19 protein-coding genes, 1 pseudogene and 1 riboswitch are annotated in these 19,374 nt (G+C 72.4%); of the genes and pseudogenes, 8 read left to right on the forward strand and 12 right to left on the reverse strand.

Features of this window, described 5'->3' with window-relative positions; all coding sequences use genetic code 11:
• Positions 1 to 27: 27 nt before the first annotated feature.
• The gene (locus tag ACF1A5_RS19815) at positions 28 to 1,671 is read left to right on the forward strand and encodes a DNA repair helicase XPB (protein ID WP_392194159.1); all 1,644 of its coding nucleotides are present in this window, start codon (positions 28 to 30) and stop codon (positions 1,669 to 1,671) included.
• Here ACF1A5_RS19815 and ACF1A5_RS19820 read toward each other — a convergent pair.
• Complete coding sequence (locus tag ACF1A5_RS19820) at positions 1,629 to 2,783, reverse strand: glycosyltransferase 87 family protein (protein ID WP_392194160.1); 1,155 nt, start codon at positions 2,781 to 2,783, stop codon at positions 1,629 to 1,631. The genes ACF1A5_RS19815 and ACF1A5_RS19820 overlap by 43 nt on opposite strands.
• Before the next feature lie 60 nt (positions 2,784 to 2,843).
• Positions 2,844 to 3,026: a hypothetical protein gene (locus ACF1A5_RS19825; RefSeq protein WP_392194161.1), complete on the reverse strand. Its 183-nt coding sequence runs from the start codon at positions 3,024 to 3,026 to the stop codon at positions 2,844 to 2,846.
• A 430-nt stretch (positions 3,027 to 3,456) separates the two neighbouring features.
• Here ACF1A5_RS19825 and ACF1A5_RS19830 point away from each other — a divergent pair, with 430 nt between their 5' ends.
• Positions 3,457 to 5,454: a HelD family protein gene (locus ACF1A5_RS19830; protein ID WP_392194302.1), complete on the forward strand. Its 1,998-nt coding sequence runs from the start codon at positions 3,457 to 3,459 to the stop codon at positions 5,452 to 5,454.
• A gap of 40 nt (positions 5,455 to 5,494) precedes the next feature.
• Here the strand turns inward: ACF1A5_RS19830 and ACF1A5_RS19835 are convergent, their stop codons facing one another.
• Positions 5,495 to 6,187: a copper homeostasis protein CutC gene (locus tag ACF1A5_RS19835; protein WP_392194162.1), complete on the reverse strand. Its 693-nt coding sequence runs from the start codon at positions 6,185 to 6,187 to the stop codon at positions 5,495 to 5,497.
• 86 nt (positions 6,188 to 6,273) lie between these two features.
• Positions 6,274 to 6,954 (reverse strand): maleylpyruvate isomerase family mycothiol-dependent enzyme, encoded by a 681-nt coding sequence (locus tag ACF1A5_RS19840; RefSeq protein ID WP_392194163.1) that lies wholly within the window; start codon positions 6,952 to 6,954, stop codon positions 6,274 to 6,276.
• Between the two features lie 127 nt (positions 6,955 to 7,081).
• Here ACF1A5_RS19840 and ACF1A5_RS19845 point away from each other — a divergent pair, with 127 nt between their 5' ends.
• Positions 7,082 to 7,762, forward strand: a complete 681-nt coding sequence (locus ACF1A5_RS19845) for a hypothetical protein (RefSeq protein WP_392194164.1) — start codon at positions 7,082 to 7,084, stop codon at positions 7,760 to 7,762.
• 10 nt (positions 7,763 to 7,772) lie between these two features.
• On the forward strand, positions 7,773 to 8,840 hold the full coding sequence (locus tag ACF1A5_RS19850; protein ID WP_392194165.1) for a GNAT family N-acetyltransferase: 1,068 nt from the start codon (positions 7,773 to 7,775) through the stop codon (positions 8,838 to 8,840).
• On the opposite strand, the gene ACF1A5_RS19855 is transcribed toward ACF1A5_RS19850, so the two are convergent.
• Both ACF1A5_RS19855 and ACF1A5_RS19860 read right to left on the reverse strand, forming a co-directional pair.
• Entirely contained in the window at positions 8,822 to 9,100 is a 279-nt protein-coding gene (locus tag ACF1A5_RS19855; protein WP_392194166.1) for a DUF4031 domain-containing protein, read from the reverse strand. The two genes, ACF1A5_RS19850 and ACF1A5_RS19855, sit on opposite strands and share 19 nt — an antisense overlap.
• A 58-nt stretch (positions 9,101 to 9,158) precedes the next feature.
• On the reverse strand, positions 9,159 to 9,542 hold the full coding sequence (locus ACF1A5_RS19860) for a hypothetical protein (RefSeq protein ID WP_392194167.1): 384 nt from the start codon (positions 9,540 to 9,542) through the stop codon (positions 9,159 to 9,161).
• 56 nt (positions 9,543 to 9,598) lie between these two features.
• On the opposite strand from ACF1A5_RS19860, the gene ACF1A5_RS19865 reads away from it, so the two are divergent.
• Both ACF1A5_RS19865 and murQ read left to right on the forward strand, forming a co-directional pair.
• The gene (locus ACF1A5_RS19865) at positions 9,599 to 10,540 is read left to right on the forward strand and encodes a MurR/RpiR family transcriptional regulator (RefSeq protein ID WP_392194168.1); all 942 of its coding nucleotides are present in this window, start codon (positions 9,599 to 9,601) and stop codon (positions 10,538 to 10,540) included.
• 160 nt (positions 10,541 to 10,700) lie between these two features.
• Positions 10,701 to 11,636, forward strand: a complete 936-nt coding sequence (gene murQ / locus ACF1A5_RS19870) for an N-acetylmuramic acid 6-phosphate etherase (protein ID WP_392194169.1) — start codon at positions 10,701 to 10,703, stop codon at positions 11,634 to 11,636.
• Between the two features lie 51 nt (positions 11,637 to 11,687).
• Here murQ and ACF1A5_RS19875 read toward each other — a convergent pair.
• Positions 11,688 to 11,822: pseudogene (locus tag ACF1A5_RS19875) on the reverse strand (VapC toxin family PIN domain ribonuclease); the annotation flags it as partial.
• Between the two features lie 81 nt (positions 11,823 to 11,903).
• Here ACF1A5_RS19875 and ACF1A5_RS19880 point away from each other — a divergent pair.
• A complete protein-coding gene (locus tag ACF1A5_RS19880; protein ID WP_392194170.1) occupies positions 11,904 to 12,488 on the forward strand; it encodes a hypothetical protein in 585 nt (194 codons plus the stop codon).
• Positions 12,489 to 12,508: 20 nt separating this feature from the next.
• On the opposite strand, the gene ACF1A5_RS19885 is transcribed toward ACF1A5_RS19880, so the two are convergent.
• The 5 genes from ACF1A5_RS19885 to thrC form a co-directional block, all read right to left on the reverse strand.
• Entirely contained in the window at positions 12,509 to 13,636 is a 1,128-nt protein-coding gene (locus tag ACF1A5_RS19885) for an NADH:flavin oxidoreductase (RefSeq protein ID WP_392194171.1), read from the reverse strand.
• Between the two features lie 207 nt (positions 13,637 to 13,843).
• Positions 13,844 to 15,466 carry a chaperonin GroEL gene (gene groL / locus ACF1A5_RS19890; RefSeq protein WP_356186216.1) on the reverse strand — a complete coding sequence of 541 codons (1,623 nt, stop codon included), beginning with the start codon at positions 15,464 to 15,466 and terminating at the stop codon, positions 13,844 to 13,846.
• Positions 15,467 to 15,820: 354 nt separating this feature from the next.
• A complete protein-coding gene (locus tag ACF1A5_RS19895) occupies positions 15,821 to 16,024 on the reverse strand; it encodes a cold-shock protein (RefSeq protein WP_004986573.1) in 204 nt (67 codons plus the stop codon).
• Positions 16,025 to 16,454: 430 nt separating this feature from the next.
• A complete protein-coding gene (locus tag ACF1A5_RS19900) occupies positions 16,455 to 16,730 on the reverse strand; it encodes a MoaD/ThiS family protein (protein WP_392194172.1) in 276 nt (91 codons plus the stop codon).
• On the reverse strand, positions 16,727 to 18,010 hold the full coding sequence (gene thrC / locus ACF1A5_RS19905; protein ID WP_392194173.1) for a threonine synthase: 1,284 nt from the start codon (positions 18,008 to 18,010) through the stop codon (positions 16,727 to 16,729). Before thrC ends, ACF1A5_RS19900 begins: the two co-directional genes overlap by 4 nt.
• Positions 18,011 to 18,027: 17 nt before the next feature.
• Positions 18,028 to 18,197: riboswitch (SAM riboswitch) on the reverse strand.
• A gap of 168 nt (positions 18,198 to 18,365) precedes the next feature.
• On the opposite strand from thrC, the gene ACF1A5_RS19910 reads away from it, so the two are divergent.
• Positions 18,366 to 19,331, forward strand: coding sequence for a glucosyl-3-phosphoglycerate synthase (locus ACF1A5_RS19910; protein ID WP_392194303.1), 966 nt, complete (start codon positions 18,366 to 18,368; stop codon positions 19,329 to 19,331).
• Positions 19,332 to 19,374 lie beyond the last annotated feature (43 nt).

Here is a 19,374-nt window from a genome sequence, read left to right on the forward strand (position 1 = left end):
TGAAGGCCGTAGCGAAAGGTGCCGCGCGTGAATGGTCCGCTGATCGTCCAGTCCGACAAGACCCTGCTCCTGGAAGTCGACCACGAGCGGGCCGACGACTGCCGCCGGGCCATCGCCCCGTTCGCCGAGCTGGAGCGTGCGCCCGAGCACATCCACACCTACCGGGTGACCCCGCTCGGCCTGTGGAACGCCCGCGCGGCCGGGCACGACGCCGAGCAGGTCGTGGACGCGCTCGTGGAGTACAGCCGCTACCCGGTGCCGCACGCGCTGCTCGTCGACATCGCCGAGACGATGGACCGCTACGGGCGGCTGACGCTCAGCAAGCACCCGGCGCACGGCCTGGTGCTGACCACCACCGACCGGCCGGTGCTGGAGGAGGTGCTGAAGTCCAAGCGGATCGCTCCGCTGGTCGGCGCCCGCATCGACCCCGACACCGTGGCCGTGCACCCCTCCGAGCGCGGGCAGATCAAGCAGACGCTGCTGAAGCTGGGCTGGCCCGCCGAGGACCTCGCCGGGTACGTGGACGGCGAGGCGCACCCGATCGAGCTGAGCGAGGACGGCTGGGCGCTCAGGCCGTACCAGAAGCAGGCGGTGGAGAACTTCTGGCACGGCGGCACCGGCGTGGTCGTGCTGCCCTGCGGCGCGGGCAAGACGCTGGTCGGCGCGGGCTCGATGGCGCAGGCGAAGTCGACCACCCTGATCCTCGTCACGAACACCGTCTCCGCCCGGCAGTGGAAGCACGAGCTGGTGCGACGGACGTCGCTGACCGAGGACGAGATCGGCGAGTACAGCGGCGCGAGGAAGGAGATCCGCCCGGTCACCATCGCCACCTACCAGGTGCTGACGACCCGGCGGAAGGGCGTCTACCCGCACCTGGAGCTGTTCGACTCCCGCGACTGGGGCCTGATCGTCTACGACGAGGTGCACCTGCTGCCCGCGCCGGTCTTCAAGTTCACCGCCGATCTGCAGGCGCGGCGGCGGCTGGGCCTGACCGCGACGCTGGTGCGGGAGGACGGCCGCGAGTCGGACGTGTTCTCGCTGATCGGGCCGAAGCGGTTCGACGCGCCGTGGAAGGAGATCGAGGCGCAGGGCTACATCGCGCCCGCCGACTGCGTCGAGGTCCGGGTGAACCTGACGGACTCCGAGCGGCTGGCGTACGCCACCGCCGAGACCGAGGAGAAGTACCGCTTCTGCGCGACGACGGCCACCAAGCGGCGGGTCACGGAGGCGATCGTGCGCCGCTTCGCCGGGCAGCAGATTCTGGTCATCGGGCAGTACATCGACCAACTCGACGAGCTGGGCGAGCACTTGAACGCGCCCGTGATCAAGGGCGAGACGTCCAACGCGCAGCGCGAGAAGCTCTTCGACGCCTTCCGGGAGGGCGAGATCAGCGTGCTGGTCGTCTCCAAGGTCGCGAACTTCTCGATCGACCTGCCGGAGGCGACGGTCGCCGTCCAGGTGTCGGGCACGTTCGGCTCGCGCCAGGAGGAGGCCCAGCGCCTCGGCCGGGTCCTGCGCCCCAAGGCGGACGGCCACCAGGCGCACTTCTACTCGGTGGTGGCCCGCGACACGATCGACCAGGACTTCGCCGCCCACCGGCAGCGGTTCCTGGCCGAGCAGGGCTACGCCTACCGGATCGTCGACGCGGACGAGATCCTGTCCGAGGGCTGATCGCCGCCCCCCGTTCCGCCCGGCCGGAACGGGGGCAGGCGGAGCGCCGCCGCTGCGAGCAGGGCCAGCCCGAGCAGCGCGTACGGCGAGGCGAACGGCTCCTGCCACCACGGGATGCGCAGGTCCAGGTCGCCCTCGCGGGGGATCAGCCACATCGTGCGGGCCGTGAAGAGGACCGTGGTGAGCGCCGCCCAGCCGTGCCGGCCCTCCGCCAGCAGGACGGCGATCAGCGGGACACACCACACCCAGTGGTGGGACCAGCTGATCGGTGAGACCAGCAGCGCGGTGAACGCCGTCAGCAGGACGCCCCACCGCTCGTCCGGCGCCCGGCGCGCCAGCCACAGACCGGCCGCGGCCACCGCGAGCGAGGGCAGCACCCAGGCCAGGCCGGGCGCCTGCTCCCGCAGCGCGCGGGCGACCAGGCCCTGGAGGGACTGGTTGGCGATGATCCACGGCTTGCCCACGCGGCCGGTCTCGTACAGGTGGCGGGTGAAGAAGTCCCAGGTGGCGGTGGGCACGAGGAGGCCGCCCACGGCGACGGTCGCGGCGAACGCGGCCGCCCCCCTGGCCGCCTCCCGTCCGCGCCCCCGCAGGAGCAGGTACACCAGGAAGATACCCGGGGTGAGTTTGATCCCGGCGGCGATGCCGAGCGCGACGCCCCGGGCGCGGGCGCCGGGCGGCCGGGTGAGGTCCCACAGGACCAGGCAGGCGACGGCCAGGTTGACCTGGCCGTAGATGAAGGTCTGGAAGACCGGTTCGAGCCAGAGGGCGAGGGCGGTGGCGGTGCACAGCAGGGGCAGGCCGGCGGGGCGGCCCGCCAGCCGGGCGGAGAGGTGCACCAGCCAGACGAGCAGGAACGTGTTGCCCACCAGGAACGCGGCCTTCAGGACCGGCACCGGCAGCCAGGCGAGCGGCACGAACAGCACCGCGGCGAACGGCGGGTAGGTGGCCGACAGTTGCCCTTCGGTGACTCTCAGTCCGTACAGATCGCCGCCGTGGACGACGGCACGGCCCTCGGCCCGGTAGACCACCGCGTCGGGCATCGGCACGCGCAGTACGGCGAACAGCACTGCCAGCGCGACGAGGGAGACGGCGAGGAGGACAAGGGACATTCCCGCACGTGACCGCAGGGCCACCGTCGTCCGTTCTTCCACGGACCCGACCCTAATTGGTCACTTGCGGCGGACGCCCGCCTCCTCGCCGTATTCGCCCAGGACCACCACGTCGAACACGGCGCCCGCGAAGACCTTGACGGCCCGCAGGGCGTCGCCCAGACGGTGGTGGTGGTCGCCCCGGACGGCGGTGGCACCGGCGGGGCGCCCGGAGGAAGCGGGGTGAAGGGTCGCTGTGCTCATGGCTCAATGGTGGGACTCGAGGCACTGGGCCGGCATCGGTCCGCGGTGCCGGCCCCTTCGCCCGTTGTGTACCCCTCCGGACGGATCCGCACCCCTCCGGAGGGCGGACGCCCCCGGGCGGCTCCCGTAGGGGGCGCCGCACCACGGCCGGCTTCCCCCGCCGGGTGGACGGCCGCACAATTCATTGGCCTCCGCCACCCAGGGCGTCCTAGAATCTCCGCTCTTGCCCGCCTCCCCTCACGGAGCGCCGCCGTCCGGACGGAAACCGGCCGGCCCTCACCGCAGCCGCCCGTCCCGCAGGTCCACCGGAGGCACCCCCTTGTCGCCCTCGCCCCCGTCCGCCGGCCCCCATGTCCCACCCGGCTCCGCCGACGACCCGCTGGCCCGCGAAAGGTCCCATCTGACCGCGTCCCGCGGCGCGTTGCGGGCGATGCGCGAGGACGTCGAGGCGCTCGACATCCGCAACGTCACCGCGAACTGGGTCAACGCCGCCGTCCTCGCCCGGCAGATCGACGACCGCATCAAGGCGCTGGCCGACCTCAGCGACACCCCGCTGTTCTTCGGCCGCCTCGACTACCTGCACCCGCCGGGCGCGGACCGGGCCGAGGGGGCGGAGGGAGAGCGGTTCTACATCGGGCGCCGGCACGTGCACGACGCGGACGGCGACCCGATGGTGATCGACTGGCGCGCGCCGGTCTCGCAGCCGTTCTACCGGGCGTCCAGGAAGGACCCGATGGACGTCGGGCTGCGCCGCCGTTTCGGCTACACGGGCGGCGACCTCACGGCGTACGAGGACGAGCACCTTTCCGACCCGGCGGAGGCGGCCGGCACCAGCAAGCTGCTCCAGCAGGAGATCGAGCGCCCCCGCGTGGGCCCGATGCGCGACATCGTCGCCACCATCCAGCCCGAGCAGGACGAGATCGTGCGCGGCGGCCTGTCCGGCACCGTCTGCGTGCAGGGCGGCCCCGGCACCGGGAAGACCGCGGTCGGCCTGCACCGGGTCGCCTACCTCCTGTACGCCCACCGGGAGCGGCTCGCCCGCACCGGCACCCTGGTCATCGGGCCGAACCGGTCCTTCCTGCACTACATCGAGCAAGTGCTGCCCGCGCTGGGCGAGTTGACCGTGCGGCAGGCCACGGTGGACGACCTGGTGGCCCATGTGGAGGTGCGCGGCGCGGACGAGGCGGCGGCGGCGCTCGTCAAGGGCGACGCCCGGATGGCCGAGGTGCTGCGGCGGGCGGTGTACGCGCAGGTGGCCTTGCCGGACGAGCCGGTCGTGGTGGTGCGCGGCTCACGCCGCTGGCGTGTCCCGGCGTACGAACTGCAGGAGATCGTGCGCGAGTTGCTGGAGCGCGGGATGCGCTACGGCGCGGCCCGCGAGGCCCTGCCGCAGCGCATCGCGCACGCCGTGCTGGTGCAGATGGAGCGTGCGGGCGAGGCCCCCGACGACCGGGTGCAGGACGCCGTGGCCCGCAACGCGGCGGTGAAGGCCGCCGTGAAGGCGATCTGGCCGCCCGTCGATCCGGCCCGGCTCGTCCTGCGGCTGCTCACGGACGCGGACTTCCTCGCCGAGCACGCGGCGGGGATCCTCACCGAGGAGGAGCGCAGGACGATCCTGTGGGCGAAGCCCGTGCGGTCGGTGAAGTCCGCCCGGTGGTCGGCCGCGGACGCGGTGCTGGTCGACGAGGCGGCCGACCTGGTGGAGCGCACGCACTCGCTGGGGCACGTGGTGCTGGACGAGGCGCAGGACCTCTCGCCCATGCAGTACCGGGCGGTCGGGCGGCGCTGCACGACCGGTTCCGCGACCGTCCTCGGCGACCTGGCGCAGGGCACCACGCCGTGGGCGACCCGGACCTGGGAGGAGGCCCTGGCCCACCTCGGCAAGCCCGACGGCCTGATCGAGGAGCTGACGGCGGGGTTCCGCGTGCCGACGGACGTCATCACGTACGCCTCCCGGCTGCTCCCGCACATCGCCCCGGGCCTGACGCCGGTCGCCTCGGTGCGGGAGAACCCGGGCTTCTTCGAGGTCCGCCCGGTCACCGCGGACGCCGAAGTGGTCGCCGCCTGCGAGGAGTTGCTGCGCAACGAGGGCTCGACGGGTCTGATCGCCGCCGATGCCCGCGTCCCCGCCCTGGCCGAGGCGCTCACCGCGGCGGGCCTGACCCACCTCTCCCCCGGCGAGGAGACGACCCGGCGGACCCGGCTGACCCTGGTCCCGGCCTCCCTGGCCAAGGGCCTGGAGTACGACTACGTGGTGCTGGACGAACCGGGTGCCGTGGTCGACGGCGAACCCGACGAACGCACCGGCCTGCGCCGCCTCTACGTCTCCCTGACCCGAGCGGTCTCGGGCCTGATCGTGGCCCACGCGGCCCCGCTGCCCGAGCAGCTGGCCGAGGCCGGCGGTGCGGTCCTCCCGGCGACGGTGTGAGATCCCGGCCCGCACCCGGCACTCGTCCCGCGCCCGTGGCTCATCCCGCGTCGAGGACCGCGCGCCACCGTGCCACCGCGTCGGCGCCGACCGGGCCGGTCCAGCCCTCGGGGCGGGCCGCGCCGCCGATGTGGAAGGCGTCGATGCCGGCGTCCCGCAGCGGCGGGACGTGGTCGAGGCGCAGTCCGCCGCCGACCATGATCCGCTGCTCGTACCCGGGCTGCCCGCTCCGGGCCGCCTCCGCGACCAGGACCGGGAGCCCGTCGTCCACCCCGCCCGGCGCGCCGGCGGTCAGATAGGTGTCCAGGCCGGGCTGTCCCTCCAGCCGCTTGCGCAGCGCCTCACGGTCGGCGGCCCGGTCGATGGCCCGGTGAAAGGTCCACCGGCATCCCTCCAGTACGGCGACCAGCCGCTCCACGGCCGCCAGGTCCACCCCGCCGTCCGCGTCGAGGAACCCGAGCACGAACTCCTCGGCGCCCGCGGCCCGCAGCTCCCCGGCGGTCCCCGCCAGGCGCTCCACGTCGTCCGCGGCGAACCCGTCCGCGAGGCGCAGCATCACCCGCAGCGGGATGTCGACGGCGGCACGGATCCCGGCGAACGTCGCGGCCGACGGGGTGAGCCCGTCGGCCGCCATGTCGGTGACCAGTTCGAGGCGGTCCGCGCCCCCGGCCTGGGCGGCGACCGCGTCCTCGGCGTCGAGGGCGATCACCTCCAGGACTGCACGCGTGCTCATAGGACCCCTTTCCTCGGCTTCCCTGGAGCGGACAGGTCTAGTCCAATCTCAGGGTACGCCCGCGGGGCCCCGGAGCCGAGGACCGGTCACCCGAAGATGTTCAGTTCCCCCTTCTCCGCGCCGGCGAGTTCGTATCCCGCGCCGCCGTCCGGCACCGGGCGGCCCGCGTAGAGCCGTACCAGCGTGGCGGAGTCGCCGATGTAGCGCGCCGGGGGCCGCTCCCCGCTCAGGTCGCCGAAGCGCAGCGGCTCGTCCCGGTCGTCGAGGTCGGCATGCAGCGGCAGATGGCCCCTCTCGCGGGTGGTGCGGGCCAGGAGCACGAGCGCGTGCGGCTGTCCGGGACCGGCGTACGCCCCCGGCTCGCCGAGCGTCTCGCGCACGTCACCCGAGTGCACCCACTCACCCAGCGCCAGCGTGTCCAGCGCGCCGCCGGCCGCGGCGATCACCGGCCCGGCCTCGGTCATCCCGCGCTCCAGCTCGTCCACGACCATCGCATTGGTCCAGTCGGCCCGCTCGGCGATGTCCCGGTCGTTGCTCTCGGGCGAGAACACGCCCGGGCCCAGCCGCCCCTCCACCGCCCTGAGCAGCGCGGCGGAGCAGTGCGCGAGCACGTCCCGCACCGTCCAGTCCGGACAGGCCGCGGTCGGCAGTGCGAAGTCCGCCTCCGGCCTGGCCCGCAGCAGCGGGATCAGCACGTCCCGCTCGGTCGTGAGCAGCCGCCCGGGCAGCTCGGGGTCCCGTACGTCATCCGCGTCGACAGAAGTCATACCGTCCACGCTAGGTCCTGTCGTCAAACCCACGGGAGAAGGCCGCGGGAGAGGACCGCACGGAGATGGGCCGCACGGGAGAGAACCACTCGAGGGAGAGCCGCGCGGGAGAGGACCGCACGGGAGAATGGGACGCATGGCCGATCACGCCGACCTCGACGCCCTGCGCGGCCGATTCGCCCGCGCCCTGGAGAACGCCCGCGGCCCCGGCGGCGGACCCGACCCGGTGCCGTACGCCGACAACCTGCTCGCCCGCTGGCGGGAGCCGCAGCGGCACTACCACACGCTCACGCACCTCACCGCGGTCCTCGACCACATCGACGTACTGGAGGCGCACGCCGACGATCCGGACGTGGTCCGGCTCGCGGCGTGGTTCCACGACGCGGTGTACCTCCCGGACCGGTCCGAGAACGAGGAGCGCTCGGCCCGCCTCGCCGAACGCGCGCTGGCCGAGGCCGGCGTCCCCGCGGAGAAGACCGCCGAGGCCGCCCGGCTGGTCCGGCTGACCGTCACCCACGACCCGGCCGACGACGACCAAAACGGCCAGGTCCTGTGTGACGCCGACCTGGCGATCCTCGCCGCGCCGCCGTCCGCGTACGCCGCCTACACCGCCGCCGTGCGCGAGGAGTACCACTTCGTGCCCGGCGACGCCTTCCGCGCCGGCCGCTCCGCGATCCTGCGCGAACTCCTCGCCCTGCCCAGCCTGTTCAGGACCCCGCACGGGCGGCTGGCGTGGGAGCGGACGGCCCGGTACAACCTGCGCGGCGAGCTGGAAATGCTCTCGCTCCCGGACCGCCCGTATGCCTAGGCTGCGCCCCATGCGTGCATGGGGCGGGGAACAGGTGGAGGCGGCCGTCGCGGGCGCCGTGGCGCTGCTGCGGACGGCGACGGACCGGGACTGGGACGGCGTACCGGCCGGGCGGCTTGAGTGGAGCTGCCGACGGACCGCCGCGCACATCGCGAGCGATCTGATCGCCTACGCCGGGCAGTTGGCCGGGCGTGCGCAGTCCGCGTACGTCCCCTTCGACATCACCCTCGACGAGGGCACCGGCAACGCGGGCGTCCTGGACGTGATCGAGGCCACCGGCACCCTGCTCGCCGCCGCCGTCCGCACCACCCCGCGTCAGGTGCGGGCCTTCCACCCGTACCCCTTCCGCAGCGCCAACCGCGAGGGCTTCGCCGCGATGGGCGTGGCCGAGGTGCTGCTGCACACGCACGACATCGCCCAGGGACTGCGCCTGCCCTACGAGCCGCCCGCCGAGCTGTGCGAGGACCTGCTCACCCGTCTCTTCCCGCACGTCCGGCCGGGCGCCGCCCCCTGGCCGACCCTGCTGTGGGCCACCGGCCGCGGCGAACTGCCCGGCCGTGCCCCGGTCACCGGATGGAAGTGGAGCAACCCGCTCGCGATCCCGGCCGGGCGGCTCACCCTGGAGGGCGTCACCCCGGCCGCCGCGCGCGATCTGAGCGCCGGCGGGGACGGCGGTTTCCCGTGGGTGGAGGGCGGCCCGTACCAGGGCACCCGGGAGGCCGCCGGGATGGTGGCGAAGGCGTACGAGGCGGGGTTGCACCGGCCCGAGTGGGGGATGTTCGTCCTGGTGCGGCGAGAGGACGGCCGGGCGGTCGGCGGGATGGGCTTCCACGGACCTCCCGACGAGGAGGGACGGGCCGAGATCGGCTACGACCTCGCCGTGACCGCCCGCGGCAACGGCCACGCCACCGAGGCGCTGCGGGCCCTGACGGCGTGGGCGCGGGCCCGGGACGAGGTCCGGGTGCTGTTCGCCACCGTCGAGCCGGACAACCTCCCCTCGCAACGGGTCCTCGGACGCGCCGGGTTCACCCAGGTGGGCAGGGACGGGGAACTGCTCGTTTACGAACTGCGCCACTGAGCACGGCCCTTGGGGCGGCGGAGCCCGGACGCGTGCAGCAGCCGCACCACTTCGCGGCTGCTGACCTCGACCGCTCCGGCCGCGACCGCGTCCGCGTAGCGGTGGGACGAGAGGTCGTAGTGGTCGCGTTCGAAGGCGCGGCGCGGGACGCCCAGGCGCTCGGCGAAGCGGTGGAGTTCGTCGTAGGAGAGGTCGCTGACGAGGTGGGACCACATCCGGCCGTGGCCGGGCCAGGTGGGCGGATCGATGTAGACGGTCACCGGGTCACCGCCGGGCGCCCGGGCGCTCCCCGCGACACCACCGCCGGGCCGGCCGCCCTCACGACGACGGCCCCCCGCCGATCGCCCGCCCGAGGGCCCCGACCGGCGCGACCTTCACGCCCGCCTGGGAGCACACCCAGTGCGGGTCGGGACCCAGCTCCGGTTCGACGTCCAGCGCGTGCGGGTCGCCGGAGCCGCACACGGGGCACAGCGGCCAGCGGCCGTACCGCTCCAGCAGCGCGTCCTGCACGTCCTGCGCGACCAGCCCGGCCACGTACGCCGCGCCGTCCGGCCACTGCTCCACCCACCAGCGGCGCTGCACCACGGACTCCTCCACCAGCGAGACCACGTCCGCCTCGGCCACCTCCCCCGCGACCAGATCGGCGAGGACGAGGGCGCGGGCGGCGTGCAGGGCCTGCTCCATGGGGCTGATGGGGTCCATGCCTCCATTGTGCGCACTCTTGACCACACCCCTGAAACGAAAATATCTTTCACCATGTGACCCAGGACGTGAAGGAAATTTTCGCACGCGGGAGCGCCCCGGGCGGCGCCCTCCCCGCGCCCCCCGCGCCCGCCGCGCTCGCGGCCAAGGTCCGCACCCTCGCGCCCTCGATGACCCGTTCCATGCAGCGCGTCGCCGAGGCCGTGGCGAGCGACCCGGCCGGCTGCGCGGCCCTCACGGTCACCGGCCTCGCCGAGCTCACCGGCACCAGCGAGGCCACCGTCGTGCGCACCGCCCGCCTGCTCGGCTACCCCGGCTACCGCGACCTGCGCCTGGCCCTCGCCGGGCTCGCCGCCCAGCAGCAGTCCGGCCGCGCGCCCGCGATCACCACGGACATCGCGGTGGACGACCCGATCGCCGACGTCGTCGCCAAGCTCGCCTACGACGAGCAGCAGACCCTCGCCGACACCGCCGCCGGGCTCGACACCGTGCAGCTAGGCGCGGCCGTCACCGCGCTGGCCGCCGCCCGCCGCACCGATGTGTACGGCATCGGCGCCTCCGCCCTGGTCGCCCAGGACCTCACCCAGAAACTGCTGCGCATAGGGCTGATAGCCCACGCGCACAGCGACCCGCACCTCGCCGTCACCAACGCCGTGCAACTGCGCGCGGGGGACGTGGCGATCGCGATCACCCACTCGGGCTCGACCGGCGACGTCATCGAACCGCTGCGCGTCGCCTTCGAGCACGGCGCCACCACCATCGCCGTCACCGGCCGGCCCGACGCGCCCGTCACCCAGTACGCCGACCACGTCCTGACCACCTCGACGGCCCGCGAGAGCGAGCTGCGCCCGGCGGCGATGTCGTCCCGGACCAGCCAACTGCTCGTCGTGGACTGCCTGTTCGTGGGCGTGGCGCAGCGGACGTACGAGACGGCCGCGCCGGCGCTCGCCGCTTCCTACGAGGCACTGGCCCACCGGCACCGCAGCTCGTCGCGGTAGACCTGCCGGGACCGTCCGCCGTGGGGCCGAGGGGGCGACCGCCCCGGGGCCGTCCGCGTCCGCCCTCCGGGAGACCGCCGGCGACGTGCCGCCCTGCCTTCCTGCCGCCCCGACGGCATCGCACCACCCGCACCGGAAAGCACTGGAGAGAGCCGCTCCCATGACCTCCACGCCCCACTACCGTGAGCTGCGCGCCGAGTTGGAGGCGCTGACGACCGAGGCGTTCCGTCCCGAGCTGTCCGAGATCGACCGGCTGCCCACGCAGGAGATCGCCCGGCTGATGAACGCCGAGGACGCGACCGTGCCCGCGGCCGTGGCCGAGCGGCTGCCGCAGATCGCCGCCGCCATCGACGCGGTGGCCGAGCGAATGGCGCGGGGCGGCCGGCTGATCTACGCCGGCGCCGGCACCGCGGGCCGCCTCGGCGTGCTGGACGCCTCCGAGTGCCCGCCCACCTTCAACACGGACCCCGCGCGGGTCACCGGCCTGATCGCGGGCGGCCCCGAGGCCATGGTGACCTCGGTCGAGGGCGCCGAGGACTCCCGGGACCTGGCGGTCGAGTCCCTCGACGCGCTCGGCCTCACCCCCGACGACACGGTGGTCGGCATCTCGGCCTCCGGCCGCACCCCGTACGCCATCGGGGCGGTCGAGCACGCCCGGGCGCGGGGCGCGCTGACGATCGGCCTGGCCTGCAACGCGGACAGCGCGCTGGCGGCGGCCGCCGAGCACGGCATCGAGATCGTCGTCGGCCCGGAACTGCTCACCGGCTCCACCCGGCTGAAGGCGGGCACCGCCCAGAAACTCGTCCTGAACATGATCTCGACGATCACGATGATCCGCCTGGGCAAGACCTACGGAAACCTGATGGTCGACGTACGGGCCTCCAACGAGAAGCTGCGGGCCCGCTCCCGCCGCATCGTCGCCCTCGCCACGGGCGCGCCGGACGACGAGATCGAACTCGTCCTGGCCGCCACCGACGGCGAGGTGAAGAGCGCGATCCTGACCCTCCTGACCGGAGTCGACGCCCCCACGGCCGCCCGCCTCCTGCGCGACTCCGACGGCCACCTGCGCGCGGCCCTGGAGGCGGCACGGGGCTGACGAGCCACGCGGGCGGGGCGACATACGCCCTCGCGACATACGCCCTCGTCGTCAGCGTTCGGCCTCGCCCTGCGGGACGACCCACCGGGTCGGCTGTCCGGTCACGGCGGCGATGGTGTCGAAGCCGGCGTCGTAGTGGAGCGCCGTGACCTGGTGGCGCTCCGCGGTGGCGGCGATGAGAAGGTCCCACTGGAATGTGCATCATTGAGGCCGATCCGTGCATGACTGGACTGATGGCAAGGGACTGACGACAATGACGCGACGACCATGAACCACGCTCAGCTCACCGCCCTGGGCCGCGCCCTCCGCCTCCTCGGCGAGCACGGCGAGGCCCTCACCGGCGACACTCCCGACGCCCAGCTCCACGAGGTCAAGGCGGATCTCCGGCGCGCGCTCGAACTGCTGGAGGAGAGCGTCAGCGGCGCCGCCCCCGCGACCCGGTGCCCCGAGCATCCGAACGGGCCCGTCGACAAGAGCGCACCCGACCTCTGCCTGCTCTGCGAGACCCGGCGGCGGGCCGCCCGCCGGTCGCAGGTGGACGGGGCCTATCCGGCGTACGAGCGTCCCGCCGCCGAGCCCGTGGAGCGCACCCCCTCCCGATACGGCGTCCGCGGCGACCGTCCGCAGCCCCAGCAGCGGTGGCTGCCGGAGCTGTGGAACGGGCGGGAGTGGCAGTTGTGCGGGACGCCGCGCCGGGACCGGCGGGAGGCCGAGGCGTTCGTCAACGCCCAGCGCCGCGCCCCGCGCGCCGCCATGGCCTACCGGCTCGTGCACGAGTTCACCGACTACGAGGTGGTGCGGATGTGGGGCACCCCGGTACGGGTGGACATCGAGCCGATGGGGAACGCGTAGGACCTGTCCGGCGTCGCGCGTCAGCTCAGCGTCTTCAGCGCCGCGGCGTCGTACGGCTTCAGCTCGTCGAGGCGGCCGGCGAGGACCTTCGCCGCCCACTCGGGGTCCTGGAGCAGCGCGCGGCCCACGGCCACCAGGTCGAACTCGTCGTTCTCCATACGGTCCAGCAGGTTGTCCAGGCTGCCCACGGCCGCGCCCTCGCCCTGGAAGGCCTTGATGAAGTCACCGTCGAGGCCGACCGAGCCGACGGAGACGACCTGCTTGCCCGTCAGCTTCTTCGTCCAGCCCGCCAGGTTGAGGTCCGAGCCCTCGAACTCCGGGAGCCAGTAGCGGCGGGTGGAGGCGTGGAAGACGTCCACGCCGGCCGCGGCGAGCGGGGTGAGGATCGCCTCCAGCTCCTCCGGGGTTTCGGCCAGGCGCGCGTCGTACGCCTCCTGCTTCCACTGCGAGTAGCGGAAGAGGACGGGGAACTCGGGCGACACGCGCTCGCGCACCGCCGCGACGATCTCCGCGGCGAACTGCGTACGGGCCACGGGGTCACCGCCGTAGGCGTCGGTGCGGCGGTTGGTGCCCGCCCACAGGAACTGGTCGAGCAGATAGCCGTGGGCGCCGTGCAGCTCCACGCCGTCGAAGCCGATGCGCTCGGCGTCGGCCGCGGCCTGGGCGAAGGCGCCGATGACGGCGTCGATGTCGGCCGGGGTCATGGGCGTGGCGTCCTCGGTGCCGTCCACGCGCAGCCCGGAGGGGCCGTGGGAGGGGGCATCCGGGTGGGGGTTCTGGCCCTGCTTGCGGACCGTGCCGATGTGCCACAGCTGCGGCACGATGGTGCCGCCCGCCTGGTGCACCGCCTCGGCGACCTTCGCCCAGCCGGCCAGCTGCTCCTCGCCGTGGAACCGGGGCACGCGGCTGCTGCCGCCGGCCGACTCGTGCCCCACGTACGTGCCCTCGGTGACGATCAGGCCGACACCCGCGGCGGCGCGGCGGGCGTAGTACGACAGCACGTCCTCGCCGGGGACGCCGCCGGGCGAGAACATCCGGGTCATCGGCGCCATGACGATCCGGTTGGGGACGGTCAGGCCGTTCAGCGTGACGGGGCGGGAGAGGATCCTGGCCGCGCGGGAGGCGGACTCGGAGGCGGTGACGGTCATGCGGGGGTCTCCTCTTGCGGAGCAGTCGGGTACCGGACGGTATGTGCACGCGCATGAACTGCACGCACCGACGTCAACCCCGCGCCCCGGCGCGGCATTCCGGCCCGGCACACCTGTGACCCGGAACACGCCCGAGGGCGGCGCCCCCTGTCGGAACAGGGGACGCCGCCCTCGGTACGTGAAGGACGGTACCGATCCTCGGAAGGATCAGAAGTCCATGTCACCGCCCGGCATGCCGCCGCCGGCCGGCGCGGCGGCCTTCTCCGGCTTGTCGGCGATGACGGCCTCGGTGGTGAGGAACAGCGCGGCGATGGAGGCGGCGTTCTGCAGCGCGGAACGGGTCACCTTCGCCGGGTCGATGATGCCCTCGGCGATCATGTCGACGTACTCGCCGGTCGCGGCGTTCAGGCCGTGGCCGACGGTCAGGTTGCGGACCTTCTCCACGACGACGCCGCCCTCGAGACCACCGTTGACGGCGATCTGCTTCAGCGGGGCCTCCAGCGCGAGCTTCACGGCGTTGGCGCCGGTCGCCTCGTCGCCCTGGAGCTCCAGCTTCTCGAAGACCTGGGAGGCCTGCAGCAGGGCCACGCCACCACCGGCGACGATGCCCTCCTCGACGGCCGCCTTCGCGTTGCGGACGGCGTCCTCGATGCGGTGCTTGCGCTCCTTGAGCTCGACCTCGGTGGCGGCACCGGCCTTGATGACCGCGACGCCGCCGGCCAGCTTCGCCAGGCGCTCCTGCAGCTTCTCGCGGTCGTAGTCGGAGTCGCTGTTCTCGATCTCGGCGCGGATCTGGTTCACGCGGCCCTGCACCTGCTCCGGGGAGCCGGCGCCGTCGACGATGGTGGTCTCGTCCTTGGTGATGACGACCTTGCGGGCGCGGCCCAGGAGGTCCAGGGACGCGTTCTCCAGCTTGAGGCCGACCTCCTCGGAGATGACCTCGCCGCCCGTGAGGATGGCGATGTCGCCGAGCATGGCCTTGCGGCGGTCGCCGAAGCCCGGGGCCTTGACGGCGACGGACTTGAAGGTGCCGCGGATCTTGTTGACGACCAGGGTCGACAGGGCCTCGCCCTCGACGTCCTCGGCGATGATCAGCAGCGGCTTGCCCGACTGCATGACCTTCTCGAGGAGCGGAAGCAGGTCCTTGACCGAGGAGATCTTGGAGTTGGCGATGAGGATGTAGGGGTCCTCGAGCGCCGCCTCCATACGCTCCATGTCAGTGGCGAAGTAGGCGGAGATGTAGCCCTTGTCGAAGCGCATGCCCTCGGTGAGCTCGAGCTCCAGACCGAAGGTCTGCGACTCCTCGACGGTGATGACGCCTTCCTTGCCGACCTTGTCCATGGCCTCGGCGATGAGCTCGCCGATCTGCGTGTCGGCGGCGGAGATGGAGGCGGTGGAGGCGATCTGCTCCTTGGTCTCGACCTCCTTGGCCTGGTCGAGCAGGGCGGCGGAGACGGCCTCGACGGCCTTCTCGATACCGCGCTTCAGCGCCATCGGGTTGGCGCCGGCGGCGACGTTGCGCAGGCCTTCCTTGACCAGGGCCTGGGCGAGAACGGTCGCGGTGGTCGTACCGTCACCGGCGACGTCGTCCGTCTTCTTGGCGACTTCCTTGACCAGCTCGGCGCCGATCTTCTCGTACGGGTCCTCGAGCTCGATCTCCTTGGCGATGGAGACACCGTCGTTGGTGATCGTGGGGGCACCCCACTTCTTCTCGAGGACGACGTTGCGGCCCTTGGGGCCGAGGGTCACCTTGACGGCGTCCGCGAGCTGGTTCATGCCGCGCTCGAGGCCTCGCCGCGCCTCCTCGTCGAACGCGATGATCTTGGCCATGTGAAGTGGTCCCTCCAGGACTGGGGGTGATTCCTTCGGACCGCGCCCGCGCCCGCGACGGACGGCTCGCCGGCCTTGTGGTTCCTTGCCCCACCCGGCCTGCGGGCCTCACCGACCCGGTCCTTCGCTGTCACTCTCACCTTCAGAGTGCTAACGCCAATGATTAGCACTCGGCACCTGAGAGTGCAAGCGACCAGGGGGGTGCGGGGGCGACTCAGCCGCGCGCGAACGCGGGCGCGCCGCCCGCCCCGAGACGGAGGGCGGGCACGTCGAAGGGCCCGCACCCCACGAGGTGTGCACCTCGGGGCGCGGGCCCTTCGATCAGAAGAACGTCGCTTGCGGTGGTCGCGCGATTCAGGCCGTGACGCGGACCATGTCGGCCTGCGGACCCTTCTGGCCCTGCGAGATCTCGAACTCGACCCGCTGGCCCTCTTCCAGCGTGCGGTAGCCGTCCATCTGGATCGCGCTGTAGTGGACGAAGACGTCCGCACCACCGTCGACCGCGATGAAGCCGTACCCCTTCTCCGCGTTGAACCACTTGACGGTGCCCTGAGCCATGCCTAACTCCCCTATTACTGGCCCTTGCACAGATCCACACTTCGCGGATCCGGGTCAGACCTCCGCCCCCATGGATTGGGGGCGTGCGCCGGAACGCGTCGACCGCGGCTGAATGTATCTGTCCAACTGCCGTCTGCAACAGGTCAGTCGGACGAGAAATCTGGGCACGACCGATCCGGAATCTCCCGAGAATTCGCCTGAATTCAGGTCAAGTCGGGCCGGGCAAAGGGAGCGTATGACGCAAAAGACCCGCACAGTTTGGCTATTTCTTGTCGCCCGTGCGGAAGGTTCCCAGGGCCACCGATCTTCGGATCAGCGACGCGTTCCCCAACTGTACCGCGCTCAATCACGCTGAATTGCCCCCTCCGCTTCTCTTACGGAGGGGGCAATTCGATGAACTCTCGGTGACGACAGTTACCGAAGGTAAGGATCAGCCGCCGGCGACCGCCGGAATGATGGACACGCCCGCGCCCTCCGGGGTGGCCGTCTCCAGGCCCTGCTCGAACCGGACGTCGTCGTCGTTGACGTAGACGTTGACGAAGCGGCGCAGCCTGCCCTGGTCGTCCAGGACGCGCGCGGCGATGCCGGTGTGGTTCTTCTCCAGGTCGGCGATGACCTCGCCGAGCGTCGCGCCGTCGGCGCTCACCTCGGCCCGGCCGCCGGTGTAGGTGCGCAGGATGGTGGGGATGCGAACGGTCACGCTCATGCGAGGCCAGCCTCTCGGAAGGAGTCCAGGTTCGGGCGGATGGTCGCGGTGAGGCCGGTGCCCGCCACCGCGTCCAGGGTCTTCAGGCCGTCACCGGTGTTCAGGACGACGGTGGTCTTCGCCGGGTCCAGCACACCGTTCTCGATCAGCTTGCGCGTGACGCCCACCGTCACGCCGCCCGCCGTCTCCGCGAAGATGCCCTCGGTCCGGGCGAGCAGCTTGATGGCGTCGACCACCTGCTCGTCCGTCACGTCCTCCACGGCACCGCCGGTGCGGCGCGCGATGTCCAGGACGTACGGGCCGTCGGCCGGGTTGCCGATGGCGAGGGACTTGGCGATGGTGTCCGGCTTCTGCGGGCGGACCACGTCGTGGCCCGCCTTGTAGGCGGTGGACACCGGGGAGCAGCCCTGGGCCTGGGCGCCGAAGATCTTGTACGGCCGGTCCTCGACCAGACCGAGCTTGATCAGCTCCTGAAGGCCCTTGTCGATCTTCGTGAGCTGCGAGCCGGAGGCGATCGGGACCACGATCTGGTCGGGCAGCCGCCAGCCGAGCTGCTCGCAGATCTCGTACGCCAGCGTCTTGGAGCCCTCGGCGTAGTACGGCCGCAGGTTGACGTTGACGAAGCCCCAGCCCTCGCCGGCCGGGTCGCCGATCAACTCGGAGCAGAAACGGTTCACGTCGTCGTAGTTGCCCTCGATGCCGACGAGCTCGCCGCCGTAGACCGCGGCCATGACGATCTTGCCCTGCTCCAGGTCGTGCGGGATGAACACGCAGGAGCGGAAGCCGGCCCGGGCGGCCGCGGCGCCGACGGCGCCGGCCAGGTTGCCGGTGGAGGAGCAGGACAGGGTGGTGAAGCCGAAGGCGCGGGCGGCCTCCAGGGCCTGGGCGACGACCCGGTCCTTGAAGGAGTGCGTCGGGTTGCCGGAGTCGTCCTTCACGTACAGGCCGCCGGTCACGCCGAGCTCGCGGGCCAGGTTGTCGGCCTGCACCAGCTTGGTCCAGCCCGGGTTCAGGTTCGGCTTGGTCGCCACGTCGGCGGGGACGGGCAGCAGCGGCGCGTAGCGCCAGATGTTCGCGGGGCCCGCCTCGATCCTCTTGCGCAGCTCCTCGGTGTCGTACGCCGAGAAGTCGTAGGCGATCTCCAGCGGGCCGAAACACTCCTCGCAGGCGAAGACCGGGCCGAGCGGCACCCGGTGGCCGCACTCACGGCAGCTCAAGGCCGCGGCGGGACCGAGGTCGACGGTGGAGTCGGTGCTGCTTGCAACAGTCTGCACAGCCATGGAGGCGAGGCCCTTTCTCCTCATCTTCCTCACGACGCATCTCGCCGTGAGACGGATTTGGCACCTTCCCTAGCCGGGAGCCTCGCCGTGACGATCGACTGTGCGCGCACAGCGACGGATACGAGAACCGGCTGGAGGGTTGCCGGGGCTTCATCGGGCCGTGTCCCTCTGCCCCTCTGGATGAGCGGTATGCGGTTGTTGAGCGGCGGCGACCCCCGACATGCGATGGTCATCCGCGTTGTTCAAGACTGTAACCGAAGGCCAGGACAGTTGAGATAGTCGTCCGAACCGCGAGACGGAGCACAGGACCCGTGTGATCCGTTCCGTGATCCGAATCAGTGAGGAGCCGCCGACCGTGCTGGAAGAAGTCGAGCGCTGGCTGAGGACACGCTCCTGGTCCGTGACCGATCGCCCGCTGCACCGGATCCTGGCCGCCAAGCGCGCGAGCGGCTCGTCGGTCAGCGTCGTGCTGCCCGCGCTGAACGAGGAGGAGACGGTCGGCGAGATCGTCGCCGTGATCCGTCACGACCTGATGCGGCAGGCCCCGCTCGTCGACGAGATCGTCGTCGTCGACTCGGGCTCCACCGACCGCACCTCCGAGGTGGCCGCCGCCGCGGGCGCCCGGGTCGTCCACCGGGACGACATCCTGCCGCGCATCCCGGCCGTCCCGGGCAAGGGCGAGGTGCTGTGGCGCTCGCTGCTCGCCACCGACGGGGACATCGTCTGCTTCGTCGACGCCGACCTGAAGGAGTTCTCCTCCGACTTCGTCACCGGGATCGTCGGCCCGCTGCTCACCGACCCGGACATCGACCTGGTGAAGGCGATGTACGACCGTCCGCTGGGCACCGGGTCGACCGGGCCCGGCAGGACCGCCGGGCAGGGCGGCCGGGTCACCGAGCTGATGGCGCGCCCGCTGCTCAACATGCACTGGCCGCAGCTGGCCGGCTTCGTGCAGCCGCTCGGCGGCGAGTACGCGGCCCGCCGCTCGCTGCTCGAACAGCTGCCCTTTCCGGTCGGGTACGGGGTCGAGCTGGGGATGCTGGTCGACGCGCTGCACCTGGTCGGCCTGGACGCGCTCGCCCAGGTGGACGTCGGCGTGCGCAGGCACCGGCACCAGGACGGGCAGGCACTCGGCCGGATGGCCGCCGCGATCTACCGCACCGCCCAGCTCCGGCTGGCCCGCGGCCACCTGGTCCGGCCCGCCCTCACCCAGTTCGAGCGGGGCGAGGAGGGCTTCGAGCCGCGGACGTACTCGGTGGACACCGAGGAACGGCCGCCGATGGTCGAGATCGCGGAGTACGCCGCCCGGAAGGTGGCGTGAAACATCGGCCCGGCCGTATACGGCCACCCACCGAGCGGAACCG

The organism is Streptomyces sp. NPDC014864 (genome assembly GCF_043081525.1).
Classification (GTDB): domain Bacteria; phylum Actinomycetota; class Actinomycetes; order Streptomycetales; family Streptomycetaceae; genus Streptomyces.

Coding starts and splice junctions, on each gene's coding strand:
- ACF1A5_RS19820 (WP_392194160.1), bottom strand. CDS start 2,783: ATGTCCCTTGTCCTCCTCGCCGTCTCCCTCGTCGCGCTGGCAGTGCTG.
- ACF1A5_RS19825 (WP_392194161.1), bottom strand. CDS start 3,026: ATGAGCACAGCGACCCTTCACCCCGCTTCCTCCGGGCGCCCCGCCGGT.
- ACF1A5_RS19830 (WP_392194302.1), top strand. CDS start 3,457: ATGCGCGAGGACGTCGAGGCGCTCGACATCCGCAACGTCACCGCGAAC.
- ACF1A5_RS19835 (WP_392194162.1), bottom strand. CDS start 6,187: ATGAGCACGCGTGCAGTCCTGGAGGTGATCGCCCTCGACGCCGAGGAC.
- ACF1A5_RS19840 (WP_392194163.1), bottom strand. CDS start 6,954: ATGACTTCTGTCGACGCGGATGACGTACGGGACCCCGAGCTGCCCGGG.
- ACF1A5_RS19845 (WP_392194164.1), top strand. CDS start 7,082: ATGGGACGCATGGCCGATCACGCCGACCTCGACGCCCTGCGCGGCCGA.
- ACF1A5_RS19850 (WP_392194165.1), top strand. CDS start 7,773: ATGCGTGCATGGGGCGGGGAACAGGTGGAGGCGGCCGTCGCGGGCGCC.
- ACF1A5_RS19860 (WP_392194167.1), bottom strand. CDS start 9,542: ATGGACCCCATCAGCCCCATGGAGCAGGCCCTGCACGCCGCCCGCGCC.
- murQ (WP_392194169.1), top strand. CDS start 10,701: ATGACCTCCACGCCCCACTACCGTGAGCTGCGCGCCGAGTTGGAGGCG.
- ACF1A5_RS19880 (WP_392194170.1), top strand. CDS start 11,904: ATGAACCACGCTCAGCTCACCGCCCTGGGCCGCGCCCTCCGCCTCCTC.
- ACF1A5_RS19885 (WP_392194171.1), bottom strand. CDS start 13,636: ATGACCGTCACCGCCTCCGAGTCCGCCTCCCGCGCGGCCAGGATCCTC.
- groL (WP_356186216.1), bottom strand. CDS start 15,466: ATGGCCAAGATCATCGCGTTCGACGAGGAGGCGCGGCGAGGCCTCGAG.
- ACF1A5_RS19895 (WP_004986573.1), bottom strand. CDS start 16,024: ATGGCTCAGGGCACCGTCAAGTGGTTCAACGCGGAGAAGGGGTACGGC.
- ACF1A5_RS19900 (WP_392194172.1), bottom strand. CDS start 16,730: ATGAGCGTGACCGTTCGCATCCCCACCATCCTGCGCACCTACACCGGC.
- thrC (WP_392194173.1), bottom strand. CDS start 18,010: ATGGCTGTGCAGACTGTTGCAAGCAGCACCGACTCCACCGTCGACCTC.